At 67.6% G+C, this 20,755-nt stretch carries 18 protein-coding genes; 13 read left to right on the forward strand and 5 right to left on the reverse strand.

The annotated features are described in order from the left end of the window. Positions 1-33: 33 nt before the first annotated feature. From A7X97_RS19275 to A7X97_RS19285, 3 genes are read right to left on the reverse strand one after another with little or no spacing between them, the layout of a single operon-like run. Positions 34-930, reverse strand: a complete 897-nt coding sequence (locus A7X97_RS19275; protein ID WP_065177609.1) for a hydroxymethylglutaryl-CoA lyase — start codon at positions 928-930, stop codon at positions 34-36. Further along, positions 927-1,328: a VOC family protein gene (locus A7X97_RS19280; protein WP_072169000.1), complete on the reverse strand. Its 402-nt coding sequence runs from the start codon at positions 1,326-1,328 to the stop codon at positions 927-929. The genes A7X97_RS19275 and A7X97_RS19280 overlap by 4 nt, the downstream gene beginning before the upstream one ends. A gap of 2 nt (positions 1,329-1,330) precedes the next feature. After that, entirely contained in the window at positions 1,331-2,119 is a 789-nt protein-coding gene (locus A7X97_RS19285) for an enoyl-CoA hydratase/isomerase family protein (RefSeq protein ID WP_061479265.1), read from the reverse strand. Between the two features lie 119 nt (positions 2,120-2,238). On the opposite strand from A7X97_RS19285, the gene A7X97_RS19290 reads away from it, so the two are divergent. From A7X97_RS19290 to A7X97_RS19300, 3 genes are read left to right on the forward strand one after another with little or no spacing between them, the layout of a single operon-like run. Next, positions 2,239-2,493 carry a FeoA family protein gene (locus A7X97_RS19290; RefSeq protein ID WP_049464336.1) on the forward strand — a complete coding sequence of 85 codons (255 nt, stop codon included), beginning with the start codon at positions 2,239-2,241 and terminating at the stop codon, positions 2,491-2,493. After that, positions 2,490-4,355 (forward strand): ferrous iron transporter B, encoded by a 1,866-nt coding sequence (gene feoB, locus A7X97_RS19295; RefSeq protein WP_072168999.1) that lies wholly within the window; start codon positions 2,490-2,492, stop codon positions 4,353-4,355. The genes A7X97_RS19290 and feoB overlap by 4 nt, the downstream gene beginning before the upstream one ends. Then, entirely contained in the window at positions 4,355-4,600 is a 246-nt protein-coding gene (locus A7X97_RS19300; RefSeq protein ID WP_065177612.1) for a DUF6587 family protein, read from the forward strand. Before feoB ends, A7X97_RS19300 begins: the two co-directional genes overlap by 1 nt. Positions 4,601-4,667: 67 nt before the next feature. On the opposite strand, the gene A7X97_RS19305 is transcribed toward A7X97_RS19300, so the two are convergent. Further along, positions 4,668-5,129 (reverse strand): DUF4304 domain-containing protein, encoded by a 462-nt coding sequence (locus A7X97_RS19305; protein WP_072168998.1) that lies wholly within the window; start codon positions 5,127-5,129, stop codon positions 4,668-4,670. A gap of 143 nt (positions 5,130-5,272) precedes the next feature. Between A7X97_RS19305 and dapB the strand changes: the two genes are divergently transcribed. The 5 genes from dapB to A7X97_RS19330 all read left to right on the forward strand — a co-directional run bounded on the left by dapB (position 5,273) and on the right by A7X97_RS19330 (position 12,215). After that, a complete protein-coding gene (dapB, locus tag A7X97_RS19310) occupies positions 5,273-5,992 on the forward strand; it encodes a 4-hydroxy-tetrahydrodipicolinate reductase (RefSeq protein ID WP_088497769.1) in 720 nt (239 codons plus the stop codon). Positions 5,993-6,300: 308 nt separating this feature from the next. Beyond that, entirely contained in the window at positions 6,301-7,428 is a 1,128-nt protein-coding gene (carA, locus tag A7X97_RS19315; protein WP_111008333.1) for a glutamine-hydrolyzing carbamoyl-phosphate synthase small subunit, read from the forward strand. 149 nt (positions 7,429-7,577) lie between these two features. Then, a complete protein-coding gene (gene carB / locus A7X97_RS19320; RefSeq protein WP_072168995.1) occupies positions 7,578-10,820 on the forward strand; it encodes a carbamoyl-phosphate synthase large subunit in 3,243 nt (1,080 codons plus the stop codon). Positions 10,821-10,828: 8 nt separating this feature from the next. After that, the gene (gene greA, locus A7X97_RS19325) at positions 10,829-11,293 is read left to right on the forward strand and encodes a transcription elongation factor GreA (RefSeq protein WP_181453298.1); all 465 of its coding nucleotides are present in this window, start codon (positions 10,829-10,831) and stop codon (positions 11,291-11,293) included. Positions 11,294-11,297: 4 nt separating this feature from the next. Next, entirely contained in the window at positions 11,298-12,215 is a 918-nt protein-coding gene (locus A7X97_RS19330) for a phosphoglycerate mutase (protein ID WP_088497767.1), read from the forward strand. Positions 12,216-12,314: 99 nt separating this feature from the next. Here the strand turns inward: A7X97_RS19330 and A7X97_RS19335 are convergent, their stop codons facing one another. Continuing rightward, a complete protein-coding gene (locus A7X97_RS19335) occupies positions 12,315-13,355 on the reverse strand; it encodes a DUF1176 domain-containing protein (protein ID WP_111008334.1) in 1,041 nt (346 codons plus the stop codon). Between the two features lie 158 nt (positions 13,356-13,513). Here A7X97_RS19335 and recJ point away from each other — a divergent pair, with 158 nt between their 5' ends. From recJ to A7X97_RS19355, 5 genes are all read left to right on the forward strand, one after another. Next, positions 13,514-15,271 carry a single-stranded-DNA-specific exonuclease RecJ gene (gene recJ, locus A7X97_RS19340; RefSeq protein WP_088497773.1) on the forward strand — a complete coding sequence of 586 codons (1,758 nt, stop codon included), beginning with the start codon at positions 13,514-13,516 and terminating at the stop codon, positions 15,269-15,271. 143 nt (positions 15,272-15,414) lie between these two features. Beyond that, positions 15,415-18,327 carry a VIT domain-containing protein gene (locus A7X97_RS19345; protein WP_111008335.1) on the forward strand — a complete coding sequence of 971 codons (2,913 nt, stop codon included), beginning with the start codon at positions 15,415-15,417 and terminating at the stop codon, positions 18,325-18,327. Between the two features lie 78 nt (positions 18,328-18,405). Continuing rightward, positions 18,406-18,654 (forward strand): hypothetical protein, encoded by a 249-nt coding sequence (locus tag A7X97_RS21975; RefSeq protein ID WP_172412160.1) that lies wholly within the window; start codon positions 18,406-18,408, stop codon positions 18,652-18,654. Continuing rightward, a protein-coding gene (prfB, locus tag A7X97_RS19350) for a peptide chain release factor 2 (protein WP_111008336.1) occupies positions 18,577-19,702 on the forward strand; the annotation gives its coding sequence in 2 pieces (ribosomal slippage) (positions 18,577-18,651 and positions 18,653-19,702; 1,125 coding nt in all). Before A7X97_RS21975 ends, prfB begins: the two co-directional genes overlap by 78 nt. 159 nt (positions 19,703-19,861) lie before the next feature. Continuing rightward, positions 19,862-20,644, forward strand: coding sequence for a helix-turn-helix transcriptional regulator (locus tag A7X97_RS19355; RefSeq protein ID WP_072168992.1), 783 nt, complete (start codon positions 19,862-19,864; stop codon positions 20,642-20,644). The last annotated feature ends 111 nt before the right edge of the window (positions 20,645-20,755 follow it).

The following is a 20,755-nucleotide window of genomic DNA, read 5'->3' on the forward strand; positions in this document are numbered from 1 at the left end:
GCGCCGCCGCAGCAGGGCGGCGCAGTGCGGCGGTCAACCTGCGGCGGCCAGCGCCTGCCCGGTGCGGCTGGCGGTGGCGCGACCGAGCAGGCCGGCCAGCCAGCGGCCGGTCTCGGCCAGTGCCGGCAGGTCCACGCCGCTGTCCAGGCCCAGGCCCTGCAGCAGGTAGACCACGTCTTCGCTGGCCACATTGCCGCTGGCGCCCTTCGCATACGGGCAGCCACCGGCGCCGGAGACGGCACTGTCGACCACGCGCACGCCTTCTTCCAGGCAGGTGGCGATGTTGGCGATGGCCTGGCCGTAGGTGTCGTGGAAGTGCACGGCCAGTGCCGTCATCGGAATCTCGGCCGCCACCGCCTGCAGCATCGCCCGTGCCTTGCGCGGGGTGCCGACGCCGATGGTGTCGCCCAGCGAGATTTCGTAACAGCCCATCTGGTGCAGCGCGCGCGCCACGCGCACCACGTCGGCCAGCGGCACCTCGCCCTGGTAGGGGCAGCCGAGCACGGTGGAGACGTAGCCGCGCACGCGCACGCCATCGGCGGCGGCGCGGCGCAGGATGGGCTCGAACCGGGCGAGCGACTCGTCGATGCCGGCATTGGTATTGGTGCGGTTGAACGCCTCGGACGCGGCAGTGAACACCGCCACCTCCTCGACGCCGACCGCACGGGCGCGGTCGTAGCCCTGTTCGTTCGGTACCAGCACCGGGTAGTGGACACCCGGCCTGCGCTGGATGCCGGCATAGACCTCGGCGGCGTCGGCCAGTTGCGGGATCCACTTCGGGCTGACGAAGCTGGTCGCCTCGATGCTGCGCAGGCCGGTGGCCGACAGGCGGTTGATCAGTTCGATCTTGTCGGCGGTGGACACCGACTGCTTTTCGTTCTGCAGGCCGTCACGCGGGCCGACCTCGACGATGCGGACGTAATCGCTCATGCGGCTGCCCCATCGGCGGGGCGGTGGCAGACCGCTTCGATGTTGTTGCCGTCCGGGTCGAGCACGAAGGCCGCGTAGTAATCCGGGTGATACCACGGGCGCAGGCCCGGCGCGCCGTTGTCGCGGCCGCCGGCGGCGAGCGCGGCGGCATGGAAGGCATCCACCTGCGCACGGCTGGCGCAGGCGAAGGCCACGTGTACGCCGTGACTGGCGGTGCCGCCATTGCCGAGCCAGAAGAACGGCTTGCCGTCGCTGCCGAAGCCGACGTGGTCGTGGTCGCCGGTCTGTTCGGCGGTCACTTCCATCACCACGCCGATCTGCAGCGGCGCCAGTGCCTGCAGGAAGAAGGTCCTGCTGCGCGCCAGGTCGGCGCTGGTCAAACCAAGATGATCGAGCATGTTCAGGCTTCCGTGACCCAGTGGGGGGCGCGCTTGTCGAGGAAGGCGCCCAGGCCTTCCTGGCCCTCGGCGGAGACCCGCAGGCGCGCGATCAGGGCCGCATTATCGCGATCCAGTGCGTCGCGGTCATGGCTGTCGCGGACCTGCCGCACCAGCTGCTTGGCGGTGGACGAGGCGATCGGGCCGGCCTTGTCGAGCAGGGCCAGCTGGCGTTCCAGCGCCTCGTCCAGGCGCTCGGGTTCGACCAGTTGATGGACCAGGCCGATGCGCAGCGCGGTGTCGGCATCGAAGTGCTCGCCGGTGGCGAACCAGCGACGGGCCTGGCGCGGGCCGATGGCCTCGATCACGTAGGGCGAGATGACGGCGGGCAGCAGGCCCAGGCGGCTTTCGGTCAGGCCGAAGCGGGCCGCGGTGCTGGCGATGGCAATGTCGCAGCAGGCAACCAGGCCGACGCCGCCACCGAAGGCCGCGCCGTGGACCCGGGCCAGGGTCGGCTTGGGCAGCTCGTCCAGGGTGCGCATCAGCCGCGCCAGGGCAAGCGAGTCCTCGCGGTTGTCGGCCTCGCTGGCCGCGGCCATGCCACGCATCCACTGCATGTCGGCACCGGCCGAGAAGGAAGCGCCGTGACCGGCGACCACCACGGCCCGGACCGAATCATCGCCGCCGGCGGCTTCCAGTGCGGCAGTCAGCCGGGCGATCAGGCTGGCGTCAAAGGCGTTGTGCAGCTCCGGCCGGTTCAGCCAGAGGGTGAGGACAGCGCCACGGCGCTCGATCTGCAAAGCATCGTTCATGGGATTCCAGGGTCACTCCATACCTGTATGGATCATAGCGGGCCATTGGTCATGGGCCATGACGCGACGCGGGAATGTTAGAATCGAGAACCATTTACATCCAGCAGAGAGCACGCTAGATGACGCTGTCCGAACTGCCGCTGCACACCTCGGCCGTGGTCGAGTCCGTGCAGGACCTGCATGCCAACGATGCCATTGCCCGCCGCCTGCGCGAGCTGGGTTTCGTGAATGGCGAGGAAGTACGCTTGGTGGCCAAGGGCCCGGTGGGGGGCGAGCCGCTGCTGGTGCAGGTCGGGTTCACCCGGTTCGCGCTGCGGATCAGTGAAGCCAAGCGCGTCGTGGTCGACGCCGTCAGTCAGGAACGACGCGCATGACCGCCATTGTCTCCGCCTCACCGCTGCGCATCGCGCTGGTCGGCAACCCCAACAGCGGCAAGACCGCGCTGTTCAACCAGCTGACCGGCAGCCGGCAGAAGGTCGCCAACTACACCGGCGTCACCGTCGAGCGCAAGGAAGGCCGCCTGCGTGCGCCGTCCGGCCGCGAATTCGCCGTGCTCGACCTGCCGGGCGCCTACAGCCTGCATCCGGCCAGCCTGGACGAGGCGATTACCCGTGACCTGTGCCGGGGCTTCTACCCGGGCGAAGCTGCGCCGGACGTGCTGCTGTGCGTGATCGACGCCACCAACCTGCGCCTGCACCTGCGCTTCGCGCTGGAGCTGCGTGAGCTGGGCAAGCCGATGGTGGTCGCCCTGAACATGGTCGATGCGGCCCAGCGCCGTGGCATCCAGGTGGACGTGGCCGCGCTGGAGCGCGAGCTGGGCGTACCGGTGGTGGAGACCGTGGCGGTGCGCAAGCAGGGTGCCAAGGCCCTGGTCGAGCGCCTCGATGCGATGGTGCCGCACCTGGATGCGCCGGTGCCGGGTCCGGAAGGTGGCATCGATTACCACGGCAAGGTGCGCGAGATCCTGTCGGTCGCCGTGCGGATGCCGGCGCGGACCGCGAAGATCGACGACGCGCTGGACCGCTGGCTGCTGCACCCGGTGTTCGGGCTGATCAGCCTTGCAGTGGTGATGTTCCTGATCTTCCAGGCGGTGTACGCCTGGGCGACGCCGTTGATGGATGGCATCGAGGCTGGCTTCGCCTGGCTCGGTGCTCTCGTTGGCAGCGTGTTGCCGGAGGGCCCCCTGGCCAGCCTGCTGACCGACGGCATCATCGCCGGCGTCGGTGGCGTGGTGGTGTTCCTACCGCAGATCCTGATCCTGTTCTTCTTCATCCTGGTGCTGGAGGAATCCGGCTACCTGCCACGTGCGGCGTTCCTGCTCGACCGCATGATGGCCGCCGCCGGCCTGTCCGGCCGCTCATTCATCCCGCTGCTGTCCAGCTTCGCCTGCGCGGTGCCGGGCATCATGTCCACGCGCAGCATCCAGGACCCGCGTGACCGCCTGGCCACCATCCTGGTCGCTCCGCTGATGACCTGCTCGGCGCGCCTGCCGGTGTACGCCCTGCTGATCGGTGCATTCATTCCGCAGAAGACGGTGTGGGGGGTATTCAACCAGCAGGGCCTGGTCCTGTTCGGCCTGTACGCCGCCGGCATCCTCAGTGCGCTGGCGATGTCGTGGATCATGAAGAAGTGGCGCCGCGACAAGAGCGAGCATCCGCTGATGCTGGAGCTGCCGTCGTACCGCCTGCCCCATGTGCGTGACCTGGCGGTGGGCCTGTATGAGCGCGGCATGATCTTCCTCAAGCGTGTCGGCGGCATCATCCTGGCGCTGACCATCCTGCTGTGGGTGCTGCTGTCGTTCCCGGCGGCCCCGGCCGATGCCACGATGCCGGCCATCGACTACAGCTACGCCGGCCGGATCGGCCATGCGATGGCGGTGTTCTTCGCACCGCTGGGCTTCAACTGGCAGATCTGCATCGCGCTGATCCCGGGCCTGGCCGCGCGTGAGGTGGCGGTATCTTCGCTGGCCACCGTGTATGCGCTGTCGGCCGCCGATGACGATGCCGCCAGCCAGGCGCTGACCCCGTTGATCAGCGATGGCTGGTCGCTGGCCACGGCCCTGTCGCTGCTGGTCTGGTACATCTACGCCCCGATGTGCATCTCGACGCTGGCGACCATCAAACGCGAGACCAACTCGTGGAAGCAGATGGGCTTTGCCGCGTTCTACCTGTTTGCCGCGGCTTACGTGGCCGCGCTGATCACCTATCAGGTGACCAAGGCGCTGGGAGGCGGCTGATGGATACCGGGCTGCTGATCCAGTACCTGATCATCGCGGTGGCCGTGCTGGTCAGTGCCTGGGTGGTACTGAAGAAGCAGTTCCCGGGTACCGTGCGCACGCTGCGCGGGGCCTTGGCGCTGGCCCTGCTGAAGCCGGGTCGCGCGGCCTGGCTGCAGGCGCTGGGGCGGAAGATCGCGCCGCCGGCCAGCGGTGGTGGCGGTGCCTGTGGGGGGTGCGACAGCTGCGGGCCGACCAAGAAGTAGCGTCCAGCCATGCTCGACCGCGGCTGTCCGGAGGGTGCGAACTTTCGACCCGCACGCTTTCCAGGGTTCAGACCTCTCTGCGGATGATCGCGCGGAAGTTCCCGTCCTGATTCAATCGCCGCACCGATTCGCGGTTTCCATGGGCTGCTGCGAAACCCGCCACGTCGGCCAGGGCATCGAGCAGCAGGGCCTTCAACGCGTCGCGGTTGCCGGCCTCCAGCAGATCTTCAAGGTCCTGCTGGATGAAGGTCCGGCGCAGGCCTGGCGTTTCTTCGATCCGCCAGTCGACATGGGGCGTGGGAATGCTGGAGCGGTACCGGAAAGCCGTTTCAAGATCGTCAGGTGCGAGGGGATACGCGAGCAGCTCTGGAAAGTAGAGTCCAGCATTCACATAGAAGCCCCGGCTTTCGCTGGCGCGCTGGTGATTAACGACAAGCAGGGCGGCATCCAGCAAGCGGTAGCGCGTGGTCGACGTCCCGGCATAACCGGTCTTCCTGGCGCATTTGCTGAAGACGGTCGAGGATTTCATGGGTTTTGCCCGGGCTGAGGGAAGGGCCACAGACTTGAAGGGGAGCGTTGCCGCGTCCAGTGGCAAACCCGTCACCGCAGGGGCAAGCAGCATCGCAGCGATGGCGCTTGCCGGAGCGGGCGTGCTGCCGCTAGCCTGCAGGCATGAACCAGACTCCCCTGCGATTGCTCATTCACGGTGCCTCCGGGCGCATGGGCCAAGCCCTGCTGCGGCTGGCCGCCGAACATTCCGAAACCCTGCAGATCGTGGCCGCCGTGACCGGTCGCGCGCCGGCCCAGCGCGTAGTCGACGGCGTGCCGTTCTTCGCGGCCAGCGAACTGCCCGGTGCGCCGGTGTTCGACGTGGCCATTGACTTCAGCCTGCCGGAGGGCTTCGACCCGCTGCTGGCGCTGTGCGTGGATCGCGGGGCAGGACTGGTGTCGGGTACCACCGGCATTTCCAGCACGCAGCGCCAGGCGTTGGATGCGGCAGCGGCGAAGATCCCGCTGGTATGGGCCTCGAACTTCAGCCTGGGCGTGGCCGTACTGGACGAACTGGTGGAGCGCGCGGCGCAGGCGCTGGCCGGCTGGGACTGCGACATCGTCGAATCGCACCACACCCAGAAGAAGGACGCGCCATCGGGCACTGCACTGACCCTGGGCGCGGCCGCCCAGCGGGGTGGGGCGGAACCGCATTACGCCAGCCTGCGCGCCGGCGACATCGTCGGCGAGCACCTGGTGCAGTTCACCGGGCTGGGCGAGCGCATCGAGCTGGTACACCGGGCCACCAACCGCGACATCTTCGCCCGCGGCGCCCTGTTCGCCGCCCGCCAGCTGCAGGGCCGGGCCCCGGGCAGCTACCGGGTGCGGGACCTGCTGGCGTAAGGCGGTAGTGCCGGCCGCTGGCCGGCAACCTTGGGTGACGGGAGCCAATGGGGTTGCCGGCCAGCGGCCGGCACTACCGGGTGGCGGGTGCCGCATACCCGGCCAGATCGAAATGAATGCGCAATCGCCTGTTCATGAAGCGCGATAACCGCTGGCGCGAGCGCCCCGGCAGCGCTACAATTCGCACTCGCCGAATCACGAAAGCCGGACCGGTCCCAGACCGTACGTCCGCGCTTTTTTGCAACCGGATTTCCGTGAAGCGCAGGCGTGACTTCGGCAGCCCCCTCGGTAGCCAAAGTGAGATTCCCGTGACCCAAGCCGCAATCCTCGTCCTCGAAGACGGCACCGTATTCGAGGGCGAATCCGTAGGCGCGCCCGGCCTGTCCATCGGTGAGGTGGTGTTCAACACCGCCATGACCGGCTATCAGGAAGTGTTGACCGACCCGTCCTACGCCCGGCAGATGGTCACGCTGACCTATCCGCATATCGGCAACACCGGCATGACCGACCAGGACGACGAAGCGTCCAAGGTGTGGTCGGCCGGCCTGATCGTGCGCGACGTTCCGCGCCGCCCCAGCAACTGGCGCAGCCAGGTGTCGCTGCAGGACTGGCTGATCCAGCGCGGCGTGGTCGCCATCGCCGGCATCGACACCCGCAAGCTGACCCGCATCCTGCGCGAGAAGGGTGCGCAGAACGGTGCGCTGATGGCCGGCGACATCGACGTGGAAAAGGCACTGGAAGCCGCCCGCAAGTTCCCGGGGCTGAAGGGCATGGATCTGGCCAAGGTCGTCACTACCGAGAAGACCTACACCTGGACCGAGGGCCAGCTGGACCTGGATGCCAACGCCTTCGTCAGCGTGCCAGCCCGGTTCAAGGTCGTGGCCTACGACTTCGGCGTGAAGACCAACATCCTGCGCATGCTGGCCGAGCGCGGCTGCGAAGTGACCGTGGTGCCGGCGCAGACCCCGGCCGCCGAGGTGCTGGCACTGAAGCCGGACGGCGTGTTCCTGTCCAACGGCCCAGGTGACCCGGAGCCGTGCGACTACGCCATCGAAGCGATCAAGACCTTCATCGACGTGAAGGTCCCGACCTTCGGCATCTGCCTGGGCCACCAGCTGCTCGGCCTGGCCTCGGGCGCGCAGACCATGAAGATGGGCCACGGCCACCACGGTGCCAACCACCCGGTGCAGGACCTGGACAGCGGCCGGGTGATGATCACCTCGCAGAACCACGGTTTCGCGATCGATGAAGCAACCCTGCCGCCGACCCTGCGCGTGACCCACCGTTCGCTGTTCGACGGCACCAACCAGGGCGTCGCCCGCACCGACGTGCCGGCGTTCTCGTTCCAGGGCCACCCGGAAGCATCGCCGGGCCCGCACGACGTCGGTCCGCTGTTCGACCGTTTCGTGGCGCTGATGGAGCAGGCCAAGGCGTGATCAGTACGCCGCCGGCCCCCCGGTGGCGTCGCGATGGACCGTAAACCCCGCATCGCTGCTGCCACTGGCGCGGCGCTGCGGATCAAGATTCCTGATCGACAGCGTGCGATCACTCCCCCTTGTCACGCTGTACTGACTTAGAGAAGAAAATGCCCAAGCGCACTGACCTCAAGACCATCCTCATCATCGGTGCTGGCCCGATCGTCATCGGCCAGGCCTGCGAGTTCGACTACTCCGGTGCCCAGGCCTGCAAGGCCCTGCGTGACGAGGGTTACCGCGTGGTGCTGGTCAACAGCAACCCGGCCACGATCATGACCGACCCGGAGATGGCCGACGCCGTCTACATCGAGCCGATCAACTGGCAGACGGTCGAGAAGATCATCGCCAAGGAAAAGCCCGATGCGCTGCTGCCGACCATGGGTGGCCAGACCGCGCTGAACTGCGCGCTGGACCTGGCCGACAACGGCGTGCTGGAGAAGTACAACGTCGAGCTGATCGGCGCCAAGCGCGAAGCGATCCGCATGGCCGAAGACCGCGAGCTGTTCCGCGTGGCCATGGGTGAGATCGGCCTGGAGTGCCCGACCGCCGCCGTCGCCCACACCCTGGACGAAGCGCTGGAAATCCAGACCCGCGTCGGCTATCCGACCATCATCCGCCCCAGCTTCACCCTGGGCGGCAGCGGTGGCGGCATCGCCTACAACCGCGAAGAGCTGGTCGAGATCGTCAGCCGCGGCCTGGAGCTGTCGCCGACCACCGAAGTGCTGGTGGAAGAGTCGGTGCTGGGCTGGAAGGAATTCGAGATGGAAGTGGTCCGCGATACCGCGGACAACTGCATCATCGTCTGCTCGATCGAGAACCTGGATCCGATGGGCGTGCACACCGGTGACTCGATCACCGTGGCGCCGGCGCAGACCCTGACCGACAAGGAGTATCAGCGCCTGCGCGATGCCTCCATCGCCGTGCTGCGCAAGATCGGCGTCGACACCGGCGGCTCAAACGTGCAGTTCGGCATCAACCCGAAGACCGGCCGCGTGGTCGTCATCGAGATGAACCCGCGTGTGTCGCGTTCCTCGGCGCTGGCCTCCAAGGCCACCGGCTTCCCGATCGCCAAGGTCGCCGCCAAGCTGGCCGTGGGTTACACCCTGGACGAACTGAAGAACGAAATCACCGGTGGCCTGACCCCGGCCTCGTTCGAGCCGTCGATCGACTACGTCGTCACCAAGATCCCGCGCTTCGCCTTCGAGAAGTTCCCGGCCGCCGATGCCCGCTTGACCACCCAGATGAAGTCGGTGGGCGAGGTGATGGCGATGGGCCGCACCTTCCAGGAGTCGGTGCAGAAGGCCCTGCGTGGCCTGGAAACCGGCAAGGTCGGCTTCGACCCGACCGGCCTGGACCTGGGCAACGAAGATGACCTGCAGACCCTGCGCCGCGAACTGAAGGCACCGGGTCCGGAGCGCCTGTTCTTCGTCGCCGACGCCTTCCGTGCCGGCATGAGCGTGGAAGAGATCTACGCGCTGTCCTTCATCGACCACTGGTTCCTGGACCAGATCGAGGAAATCATCGCGGCCGAAGGCGAAGTCGCCGCCGGTGGCATCGACGCACTGGACGCTGCGCGCCTGCGCAAGCTGAAGCGCGCCGGTTTCTCCGACGCGCGCCTGGCGCAGCTGACCGGCACCAACGAAGCCGCCATCCGCGCGCTGCGTCGTGCGCACAAGGTGCGCCCGGTCTACAAGCGCGTGGACTCCTGTGCCGGTGAATTCTCCACCGGTACCGCCTACCTGTACTCGACCTACGAGGACGAGTGCGAGGCCGCGCCGAGCAACCGCGACAAGATCATGATCCTGGGCGGTGGCCCGAACCGCATCGGCCAGGGCATCGAGTTCGACTACTGCTGCGTGCACGCGGCGCTGGCGCTGCGCGAGGATGGCTATGAAACCATCATGGTCAACTGCAACCCGGAAACCGTGTCGACCGACTACGACACCTCCGACCGCCTGTACTTCGAGCCGCTGACCCTGGAAGACGTGCTGGAGATCGTCGAACTGGAACAGCCGAAGGGCGTGATCGTGCAGTACGGCGGCCAGACCCCGCTGAAGCTGGCGCGCGCGCTGGAAGCCAACGGCGTGCCGGTGATCGGCACCAGCCCGGACTCGATCGACCTGGCCGAAGACCGCGAGCGCTTCCAGCAGCTGGTCGACACGCTGGGGCTGAAGCAGCCGCCGAACCGCATCGCCCGTAATGATCAGGAAGCCCTGCTGCTGGCCCGCGAGATCGGCTACCCGCTGGTGGTGCGCCCGAGCTACGTGCTGGGCGGCCGTGCCATGGAAATCGTCTACGGCGAAGCCGACCTGGCCCGCTACGTGCGCGACGCGGTGAAGGTGTCCAATGATTCGCCGGTGCTGCTGGACCGCTTCCTCGACAACGCCGTGGAGTGCGACGTCGACATCATCGCCGACAAGGATGGCAACGTCCTGATCGGTGGCGTGATGGAGCACATCGAAGAAGCCGGCGTGCACTCGGGCGATTCCTCCTGCTCGCTGCCGCCGTACTCGCTGTCGGCTGAAACCCAGGCCGAACTGCGCCGCCAGGTGGTGGAGCTGGCCAAGGCCCTGAACGTGGTCGGCCTGATGAACACCCAGTTCGCGATCCAGACCAGCGACGAAGGTGCCGACACCATCTACCTGCTGGAAGTGAACCCGCGTGCCTCGCGCACCGTGCCGTTCGTGTCCAAGGCCACCGGCATGCCGCTGGCCAAGATCGCCGCCCGCTGCATGGCTGGCAAGACGCTGGCCGAGCAGGGCGCGACCAAGGAAATCGTGCCGGACTACTACTCGGTGAAGGAAGCGATCTTCCCGTTCGCCAAGTTCCAGGGCGTCGACCCGATCCTCGGGCCGGAGATGCGCTCCACCGGCGAGGTGATGGGCGTGGGCCGCAGCTTCAACGCCGCCTTCGCGCGTGCGCAGGAAGCCGGCGGCATCAAGGCACCGCCGGTCGGCAAGGCCTTCGTTTCGGTCCGCGATCCGGACAAGAAGCGCGTGCTGCCGGTGGCCAAGGCGCTGCTGGCGCGTGGCTACAGTCTGGTCGCGACGCGTGGCACCGCCGCGTGGCTGCAGCAGCACGGCATGGACTGCGAGATCATCAACAAGGTGGTCGAAGGCCGTCCGCACATCGTCGACTCGATCAAGAACGGCGAGATCGTCTACATCGTCAACACGACCGAAGGTCGTTCGGCGATCAACGACTCGTTCTCGATCCGTCGCGAGGCGCTGCAGCATCGCGTCACCTACTCGACCACCATTGCCGGCGCCAAGGCGCTGGTGGATTCACTGGAATTCCGCGGCACCGGCCCCGTCTGGTCGCTGCAGGAGCTGCACAAGGAGTTGAATGCATGAGAGCCCCCATCACGATGAAGGGCGCGCAGAAGCTGCGCGACGAACTGGATCACCTGAAGTCGGTCAAGCGCCCGAAGGTGATCGCGGCCATCGCCGAAGCACGTGAGCATGGCGACCTGAAGGAGAACGCCGAGTACCACGCCGCGCGCGAGGAACAGGGCTTCATCGAAGGCCGCATCAAGCAGCTCGAAGGCGAGCTGTCGCACGCCGAGATCATCGACGTGAGCAAGCTCAATGCCGGCTCCAAGGTGGTGTTCGGTGCCAGCGTGACCCTGGCCGACGTGGAAACCGACGAAGAGAAGAAGTACCAGATCGTTGGTGACCTGGAGGCGGACATCAAGCAGGGCCTGATCGCGATTTCCTCGCCGGTGGCGCGCGCGATGATCGGCAAGCTGGAAGGTGATTCGATCGTGATCGACGCCCCGGCCGGCCAACGCGAGTACGAGATCGTCAGCGTCAGCTACGTGGACTGACCCGGTGGCAACGGCGACCCTGCTGTTGCCGGCACGCAGCCGCTTTGCCGCGGCTGCGCTGCCGGACGATGTGGCACGCGCGCTCGGTCGTGCCACGACGGTGCAGGTCGTCCCGGGCGAGCGCGCGCAGCTGACACGCCATTTCTCGGTTGCCGCGCCGCACTGGCCGGTGGCCGCGTTGACCCGCCAGCGCGACGTCGGCGATGCCGCCGGCGCCAGCTGGCTGCGTGCCGATCCGGCCTGCATGGTGCCGGACATGCACGGCGCGCGGATGATGGCCTACGGCGAAACACTGCGGCCGACGCTGGCCGACAGCCTCGCCCTGCTGCCAGTGCTGCAGCCGCTGTTTGCCGATGCCGGCTTCGTGCTCGACGCACCCGATCCCTCGCGCTGGTACCTGCGCCTGCCGATCGACCTGGCCCTGCCGGACTTCGACAGTCCGGAAGAGGTGCTCGGCGATGACCTGTTCTCGCACCTGCCGGAAGGCGAGGGCGGCCGCCGCTGGCGGGCGCTGATGACCGAGGCGCAGGTACTGCTGCACAACCATTCCTGGAACCAGCAGCGCGCCGCGCAAGGACAACAGCCGATCAATTCGCTGTGGTTCTGGGGCGGTGGCGTGATGCCGGTATCGGTCAGCACGCCGCACGCACAGGTGCGCAGCCGCGATGCCCTGCTGCAGGGCCTGGCCCTGGCGGCCGGTGTGGCCGTGGATGGCGAACAAGCGGTGGATGCACTCGTTGATCTGCGCCAGCTGCGTTCGCTGCAGCAGCTCGGCAACGATGCGATCCGGCCGCTGCTGGCCGCGCTCAAGCGTGGCGAACTGCAGCGGCTGGTACTGGACTTCGAGGATGGCCTGCAGTTCCAGCTGGACCGTGGCCAGCGCTGGCAGTTCTGGAAGAAGCCGCGCCAGCTTCACGACTGACCGGGGTCGGATCCGTTCTCCATCGGAAAACGGCTCTGACCCCCCAGGGTTTGTCGGGGTTGCCGGCCAGCGGCCGGCACTACCGCAGATAGCGGCGCCTCAACGGACCTCGCTCACCACCGTTGGCAGCGTCCAGTGCCCGCCCGCGACGCCCCGGCACTGCCCGGTAGTGAACTCGCTGCTCTTCACGAATCGCGCGCCATCCCAAGCCCAGTCGTGGCCGGAGAAGCAGTCACCGATGCCGCGCCCACGGAAGCGCCCGCGTAGCGTCGCGTCATCGCGATCAAAGTCCTCCGCGTTGGAGGTCACGAACTTCGCCTGGTACGGTGCTTTGTCCTGCACTACCCAGTAGCCGCTGCTGAAGTTGTAGGCACCCACGAAGCAGCTGGTGCTTGCCAGCACATGCTGGGCGTCCAGTCGCTGGATCTCGATCTCATCTGTCCCGCCATCGCTCAGGCGGCCGCACTCATCCGGCTTCGGTAGGCTGGCGATCAGTGCCTTGCGCAGGCCCGGTGCGATCGCCAGTGCCGCGTCGGAGGCGCGCGGTGCCACCAGCGTGCCGCGCATGATCACTGGCACCGGCAACGCCGCAGGCACGCTCGCTTCAGCCTTGTCTCCACGCCGCACCAGCGCACCGGGCGTGCCCAGCCGGCCTTGGGCCTCGTCCATCTTCAGCAGTACGGCCGCTGCACCGCTGTCGGAGATCGGCCACGCCTTGGCCTTGCCGTCGATAATCTCGATGCATGCCTGGCGCGGCAGTGCGGCGACCAGTGCATCGGTCTGTGCCTGCTGCAACAACACTGTGTCCCCGTCGCCGGTGTCGCGCACCGGGCCCAGGTCCTTGCCGTTCAGGTGCAGGCGCAGCGCCCCGGTCGGCGTCGGGCTTTCGCCATCCTCGCCATTGCGCAGCCGCGCGAGCACCTTCGTACCCGGGCCGCCGGCGCGCTCCAGCATCAGGCTGAGCAGGTTGCCCGCAGCTTGCGGGCTGTAGCCAGCCGCGCGGCAGGTGCGGGTGTTGTCACAGGCCAACGACCAGTCGTTGTGTTCGAATTCGACCCCGGGCCTGGGTTCAGGCGTCGCGGAGTGAGCGGCCGGGGCCACGGCGAGTGCCATCAGCGCGGTCAGCAGGGTGCGGGTCATGGATGGAAGTCCGTTCCAGGGCAGGCAAGCATGGAAGATGCGGTCGTGAAATCCAAATGCTGCTGGCCGAAGAGCCAAGGGGCCTCGTCAGCGGCGGCAGCCGACCGGGGGAGCGGTGCACGTTATGATGTGCGGGTCTTTTGTAACCGGCGATGCCGATGTCCCTTGCCGCCGATGCTGCGCAGCCGCCCTCTGATATACCGCTGATCCGCCGCCGCGATGCGGTCGTGCCCGGCAGCTGGCCAGAGGGCACGCTGCCATTGCTGGCGCGACTCTATGCCAGCCGCGGTGCGGGTACACCAGAGCTGGCGCTGCCGAAACTGGGCAGCCTCCACGCGCCCGAGCTGCTGACCGGTATCGATGATGCAGTGGGCCTGCTGATCGAGGCCATCGCCAACGACAAGCGCATCCTGGTGGTTGGCGATTTCGATTGCGATGGCGCCACCGCCTGTGCGGTCGGCGTGCGTGGCCTGCGCATGCTCGGCGCGCAACACGTCTTCCACGCGGTACCGAACCGCATGGTGCATGGCTATGGCCTGTCGCCGTCGCTGGTGGAGGAGCTGGCCGCGCTGCAGCCGGACCTGCTGGTGACCGTCGATCACGGCATCGCCTGCCATGCGGGCGTGACCGCGGCCAAGGCGCGCGGCTGGCAGGTGCTGGTCACCGACCATCACCTGCCCGGGCCGCAGTTGCCGCCGGCCGATGTCATCGTCGATCCCAATCTCGACGGTGATGCCTTCCCCAGCAAGTCACTGGCCGGCGTCGGCGTGATCTTCTACGTGCTGATGGCGCTGCGCCGGCAGATGCGCGAGGCCGGTGTCTTTGCCGATGGCAAGGGGCCAGACCTCACCACGCTGCTGGATCTGGTGGCGGTGGGCACCGTTGCGGACCTGGTAGCGCTGGACCCGAACAACCGTGCGCTGGTCAGCGCAGGCTTGCGCCGTCTGCGCGCAGGGCAGGGCTGTGTCGGCCTGCGTGCGCTGATCGAAGCCAGCGGCCGTGATGCCGCGCGGCTCACTGCCACCGACATCGGCTTCGCACTCGGCCCGCGCCTGAATGCCGCAGGCCGGCTGGAAGACATGGCGCTGGGCATCGCGCTGCTGTTGACCGAAGACCCGCGCCAGGCGCGCGAGATCGCGCAGACGCTGGAGCAGATCAACTCAGACCGCCGCGCGGTGCAGCAGTCGATGACCGATGACGCCGAGCAGGCATTGACCCGGGTAGTGCTGGACATGGCCGGTCAGCGACCGGTGGCCGCCTGCCTGTTTGATGCCGACTGGCATCCCGGTGTGGTCGGCCTGGTCGCTTCGAAGATGAAGGATCGCCTGCATCGCCCGGTGATCGCCTTCGCCCCGGCCGAACCCGGCGCCGATACCCTGCGCGGGTCTGCGCGCTCGATTCCCGGGCTGCACATCCGTGACGCCCTGGCGCTGGTCGATGCGCGCCATCCGGGCCTGATCGAACGCTTCGGCGGCCACGCCATGGCGGCTGGGCTCAGCCTGCGGCGTGACCACGTTGATGACTTCAAGGCCGCCTTCGTCGCGGTGGTGCTGGAGATGCTCGATCCGGCGGCACTGCAGCAGCAGGTGCTAAGTGACGGCGAGTTGGCGGCGGACGAGCTGGACCATCGCCACGCCGATGCGTTGCGCCTGGCCGGCCCGTGGGGCCAGGGTTTCCCCGAGCCCCTGTTCGACGGCCACTTTGAAGTAGCCAACTGGCGCGTTTTGAAGGAGCGTCACCTGAAGCTGGAACTGCGCCTGCCCGGCGTACCCGGCACCATCAACGCCATCCATTTCGGCGGCTGGCACGGCAACGCGCCGAGTCGCCACGTGCATCTCGCCTATCGGCTCGCCTGCGACGACTATCGCGGCGGCAGCGCCATCCAGCTGATCGTCGAGCACTGCCTGCCCGCCTGAGAAAAAGGGGACGGAGGGGATTAAGTCGCTTGTGCCTTGTTTGCCAGTTGCGACTTAATCCCCTCCGTCCCCTTTTTGGGTCTCCCAACCCCGTTACGGCTGCTGGTGCGTTCAACGATCCACGATCCCACTGGAGTCCGGTCATGGTCTTCGCCCGTTGCTGCACTGTGTTGTTGCTGGCCCTTGCGGCCTGGCCCGCTGGCGCGCAGTTGCCGCCGATCTCCCGGCCGCAGGCCGCCACCCCGCTGCTGATCGCACCGGCGGCTGAGCAGGCGGTCCAACTGCGACACGCCCGCATCGAGGGCGAGATCCAGGCCGGCATCGCCCAGACCCGGATCACCCTGGAATTCCACAACCCGAACCGGCGCGTGCTGGAGGGCGAGCTGCAGTTCCCGCTGGCCGAGGGCCAGCAGATCAGCGGCTTTGCGCTGGATATCAACGGCGAGATGCGTGACGCGGTGCCGGTGCCGAAGGACCGCGGCCGCCAGGTGTTCGAGGAGATTGCCCGCCGCGGCGTTGACCCGGGCCTGCTGGAACAGACCGCCGGCAATCAGTTCCGGCTGCGCATCTACCCGCTGCCGGCCGGTGGTAGCCGGCGCGTGCAGCTGGTGATCCGCGAGCCATTGGCCTTCGCCGGCCAAGGCTGGCAGTGGACGCTGCCGCTGCAGTTTGCCGCCGGTGCAGCCTCGGTTGAACTGAAACTGCAGGCACCTGGCACGACCACCGCAGGTACGGCGCCATTCCGCATCAGCGCGGGCCAGCTGCAGTGGCAGGGCGAGGGGGCGCAGCTGCCGAAGCAGCTGCAGTGGGATCTGCCGGCGACCCGCCAGGCACAGGTGCAGGTGGCGCCCTGGCAGGATGGCCACTATCTACTGGCGCAGCTGCCGGTGGCGGCCAGCAGCACGCCGCGCAGACTGCCGAGCGAAATCGGCCTGCTGTGGGACGGCTCCGGTTCGGCGGGACAGCGCGAACGCACGCGCGAGTTCGCCCTGCTGGATCGCTATTTCGCCGCGCTGGGTGACGGCACCGTGGCCTTGACCGTGCTGCGCGATCGCGCCGAGCCGGTGCGTCGCTTCCGCATCCGCGCCGGCAACTGGAGTGAACTGCGCGCAGCCCTGCAGGCCGTGCGCCCGGACGGTGCCAGCGCGCTGGCACAGTGGCAGCCGCAGCCGGGCGTGAAGGAATACCTGCTGGTCAGCGATGGCCTGCTGACCTATGGGCCGGAACAGCTGCCGGCGATGGCGTCGGATCAGCGCCTGTTTGCGATCAGCAGTGCCGGTGCGCGCACTGATGCCGTGCGGCTGCGTGGTTGGAGTGAGGCGCATGGCGGTCGCTTCGTTGCGCTGGGCAAGGATGTCGATTCGGCGGCGCGCGCGCTGCTGTCGTCGCCGCTGGATGTGCAGGTCGATGCGGGGCGCGGCGTGCAGGACGTGGTGATCGATCGTCGCAGTGAAGCCCAGGGCTGGCTGTGGCTGCATGCACGACTGGCGGCCGACGGTGTGCCGATGCGGGTGCGCGTGGGTGGCGGCGAATGGCAGGCGCTGCCCGCCACGCAGAAGAGCGACGACGGAGAGCTGCTGTCCGGCCTGTGGGCGCAGGCGCGCCTGCAGCAGCTGGCCGCCGACCGCCGTGGCAACCGCGAGGCGATGCAGCGCCTGTCCCAGCAGTTTGGCCTGGTGGGGCCGGATACCTCGCTGATCGTGCTGGAGACGTTGGAGGACTACCTGCGCTATGCGATCCGCCCTTCGGACACGCTGCGCGCGGAGTACGACGCCAGGTTTGCAGTGCAGGTCAGGGATCGCGCCGCTGCTGATCGCCAGCGCCTGGATGAAGTGGCCGCCCGCTGGAAGGAGCGCCAGCAGTGGTGGAACCGCAGCTGGCCGAAGGGTGCGCCGCCGCGGGCCAGGGAAGCAGCGCTGGACGTTGCTTCGGCCGACTATCCTGCCGAGTCAGCGCCGATGGCGATGCTCGTCGCACCGGCGCCCGCGGCACCGCCCGCGCCTGCACCGATGGCCGCGGCGGCAGAACAGCGCATGCAGGCCAGCAGCGCACGCGCGCGTCGTCCGGCGCCCGCGTCGGAGAATGCACTGGATTCGATTGTGGTCACCGGCGGCTCGGTCGATGCCGCTGCAGCCGCCAACGATGGCCAGCTCGGCATCCAGCTGGCGGCCTGGCAGCCGGACTCGGCCGTCGCCCGGCGCCTGCGCCAGGGGCCGCCATCGCAGCTTTATGACCGCTATCTGGCCGAGCGCGATGCCCACGCCGACAGCAGCGCCTTCTTCCTCGATGTGGCCGACCTGCTGCTGGAGCAGGGCCAGCGCGAGCTGGCACTGCGGGTGCTGTCGAACCTGGCCGAAATGGATCTGGACAACCGCCACCTGCTGCGCGTGCTCGGTTACCGACTGATGCAGGCCGATGCTCCCGCACTGGCGGTGCCGGTGTTCGAGCAGGTGCTGGCGATGGGCCAGGAAGAACCGCAGAGCTTCCGCGACCTGGGCTTGGCGCTGGCAGCGGCCGGCAAGCCACAGCAGGCACTGGCGCCGCTGTACCAGGTGGTGGTGCGGCCGTGGGACAGCCGCTTCGATGGCATCGCCCTGATCGCGCTGGATGAGCTGACCAACCTGGTGGCCGGCAGCACGCCCCGGCTGGATACCACCGGCATCGACCCGCGCCTGTTGCAGGCGATGCCGCTGGACCTGCGCGTGGTGCTGTCGTGGGACGCCGACAACAGCGACATGGACCTGTGGGTGACCGACCCGAACGGCGAGCGCGCCTACTACGGCAACCGGATGACCTACCAGGGCGGGCAGATGTCGCAGGACTTCACCGGCGGCTATGGCCCCGAGCAGTTCTCGCTGCGCAACGCCAAGCCGGGCAAGTACAAGGTGGAGGCGAACTACTTTGGCAGCCGCCAACAGCTGGTGACCGGTGCGACAACCCTGATGCTGCGGCTGACCACCCACTGGGGCACGCCGAAGCAGAAGGATCAGATGGTGACGATGCGGCTGAAGGACCGTGCTGAGACCGTGCTGGTGGGTGATTTCGAGGTGAAGTAGTCAACTGCCCCAAGTGGCCGTCCGAGGGTGGGCCAAGGAAGACCCTCGTCGACGCCGCTCTGGGCAAGGAGGTCCTGTGTGGGGTCGGCCGCGGCCCGGCCGGCTCCCCGCGCCAAGGCGGGCATCGCCTGCCTGAATGCAGCGCCAGTGCATCATGCTGGAGCCCCGGCGCAGGCCCAGGCCCTCATTCCGGGCATCCCCGGCCTGCGGTATCATTACCAGTCATCTTTTGAATGCATAACCGCCGACATGATCGAACTGAATCCTGTCCGCCAGCGCATCACCGATCTGACCGATCGCGTGCTGTCGCTTCGGGGGTATCTTTGACTACGACGCCAAGAAAGAGCGTCTTGAAGAAGTAACGCGGGAGCTGGAAAGCCCCGACGTCTGGAACAACGCCGAGTACGCCCAGAACCTGGGCCGCGAGCGTTCCAGCCTGGAAAAGACCGTGGGCGGCATCGCCTCGGTGCTCGATGGCCTGAACGACGCCACTGAACTGCTGGAGCTGGCCGAGTCCGAGCAGGACGAGGAGACCGCACTGGCGGTGGTCGCCGACCTCGACAAGCACCAGGCGCACGTGGAGAAGCTGGAGTTCCAGCGCATGTTCTCCGGCGAGATGGACAATGCGGCCGCGTTCGTCGACATCCAGGCCGGTGCCGGTGGCACCGAAGCCCAGGACTGGGCCGAGATCCTGCTGCGCATGTACCTGCGCTGGTGCGAGTCGCGCGGCTGGAAGACCGAACTGATGGAAGTCTCCGGTGGCGACGTCGCCGGCATCAAGTCGGCCACGCTGCGCGTGGAAGGCGACTATGCCTACGGCTGGCTGAAGACCGAGACCGGCGTCCACCGCCTGGTGCGCAAGTCGCCGTTCGACTCGGACAACCGCCGCCACACCAGCTTCACCTCGGTGTTCGTGTCGCCGGAAATCGATGACAACATCGACATCACCATCAACCCGGCCGACCTGCGTACCGACGTGTACCGTTCGTCCGGTGCCGGTGGTCAGCACGTGAACAAGACCGAGTCGGCGGTGCGTATCACCCACATCCCGACCAACATCGTTGTGGCCTGCCAGACCGGCCGCAGCCAGCACCAGAACCGCGACAACGCGATGAAGATGCTGGCCGCCAAGCTGTATGAACTGGAGATCCAGAAGCGCAACGCCGAGAAGGACGCGGTGGAAGCCACCAAGTCCGACATTGGCTGGGGCAGCCAGATCCGCAACTACGTGCTGGACCAGAGCCGTATCAAGGACCTGCGTACCGGCATCGAGCGTTCAGATACGCAGAAGGTGCTGGACGGCGACCTGGACGAGTTCGTCGAGGCCAGCCTGAAGGCCGGTTTGGCCGTGGGCTCCAAGCGCGCCGATGCCTGATCGACGCGCCTGCGCGTATTTCGTCACCCTCGTGCGCAACGCCGAGGGTGGCTGATCACGCTTCCGGTAGAGCCGAGCCCATGCTCGGCTGCTGTTGGCGCAGTAGCAGACGCGTCGAGCATGGCTCAACGCTACAACTACAAAGGGTAGGACGGGCCGATGATGCGCAGCGAAAGTGAACGCAAGGAACTCGGCGGCTTCCTCAAGGCCTGCCGCGCCCGTGTCGACCCTGCCACGCTCGGCCTCCCGGCCGGGCGCCGGCGCACCCCGGGCCTGAAGCGCGAGGAAGTGGCGCTGGCGATCGGGGTCAGCGTCAGCTGGTATACCTGGATCGAACAGGGCCGTGAAGTGCGCGCCTCGCCCGAAGTGCTTGAGCGCCTGGCACAGGTGCTGCGCATGAGTGACGACGAACGCGCCTACGCGTTCGCGCTGTCCGGCTACGGCGTGCCGCTGGAATCGCCGGACGAGAGCGTGACCGATGGCCTGCGCCAGCTGGTGGAGGCGATGCAGCCGATCCCGGCCTACGTACGCAATACCCGCTTCGACATCCTGGCCTGGAACCCGGCCATCGCCGATCTTTTCGTGGACTACAGCCAGCTGGCGCCGCATGAGCGCAACACGCTGCGGCTGATGTTCCTGTACCCGCCGTACCGCACGCTGATCCTCAACTGGGAAGAAATGACCCGCGGCCTGCTGGCCGGCTTCCGCGCGGCGATGGCACAGGCGCCGGACAAGGCGCCGTTCCTGGCGCTGGTGGAGGACATCGCCGCGCACAGCGAAGAGTTTCGCCAATGGTGGCCGGAGCACGACGTGCGTCGGTTCGATGAAGGTGCGAAGAAGCTCAACCATCCCACGCGGGGGTTGCTGGACCTGCAGTACGTGGCGCTGGTGCCGGAGAGCCGGCACGACCTGTCCCTGGTGACCTACCTGCCGCGAGGGTAGGGGTTTACGGCAGGGCTTGCAGCCCTGCACCTGCTCAACGCAACGGCCAGAGCCAGAGCTGGATTCCGTGGTTTGGCGGGGCGGTGTCGGGGTGCGGGGACGCCGCAAGTA

The organism is Stenotrophomonas sepilia, assembly GCF_003244875.1.
GTDB classification, from domain to species: Bacteria; Pseudomonadota; Gammaproteobacteria; order Xanthomonadales; family Xanthomonadaceae; genus Stenotrophomonas; species Stenotrophomonas sepilia.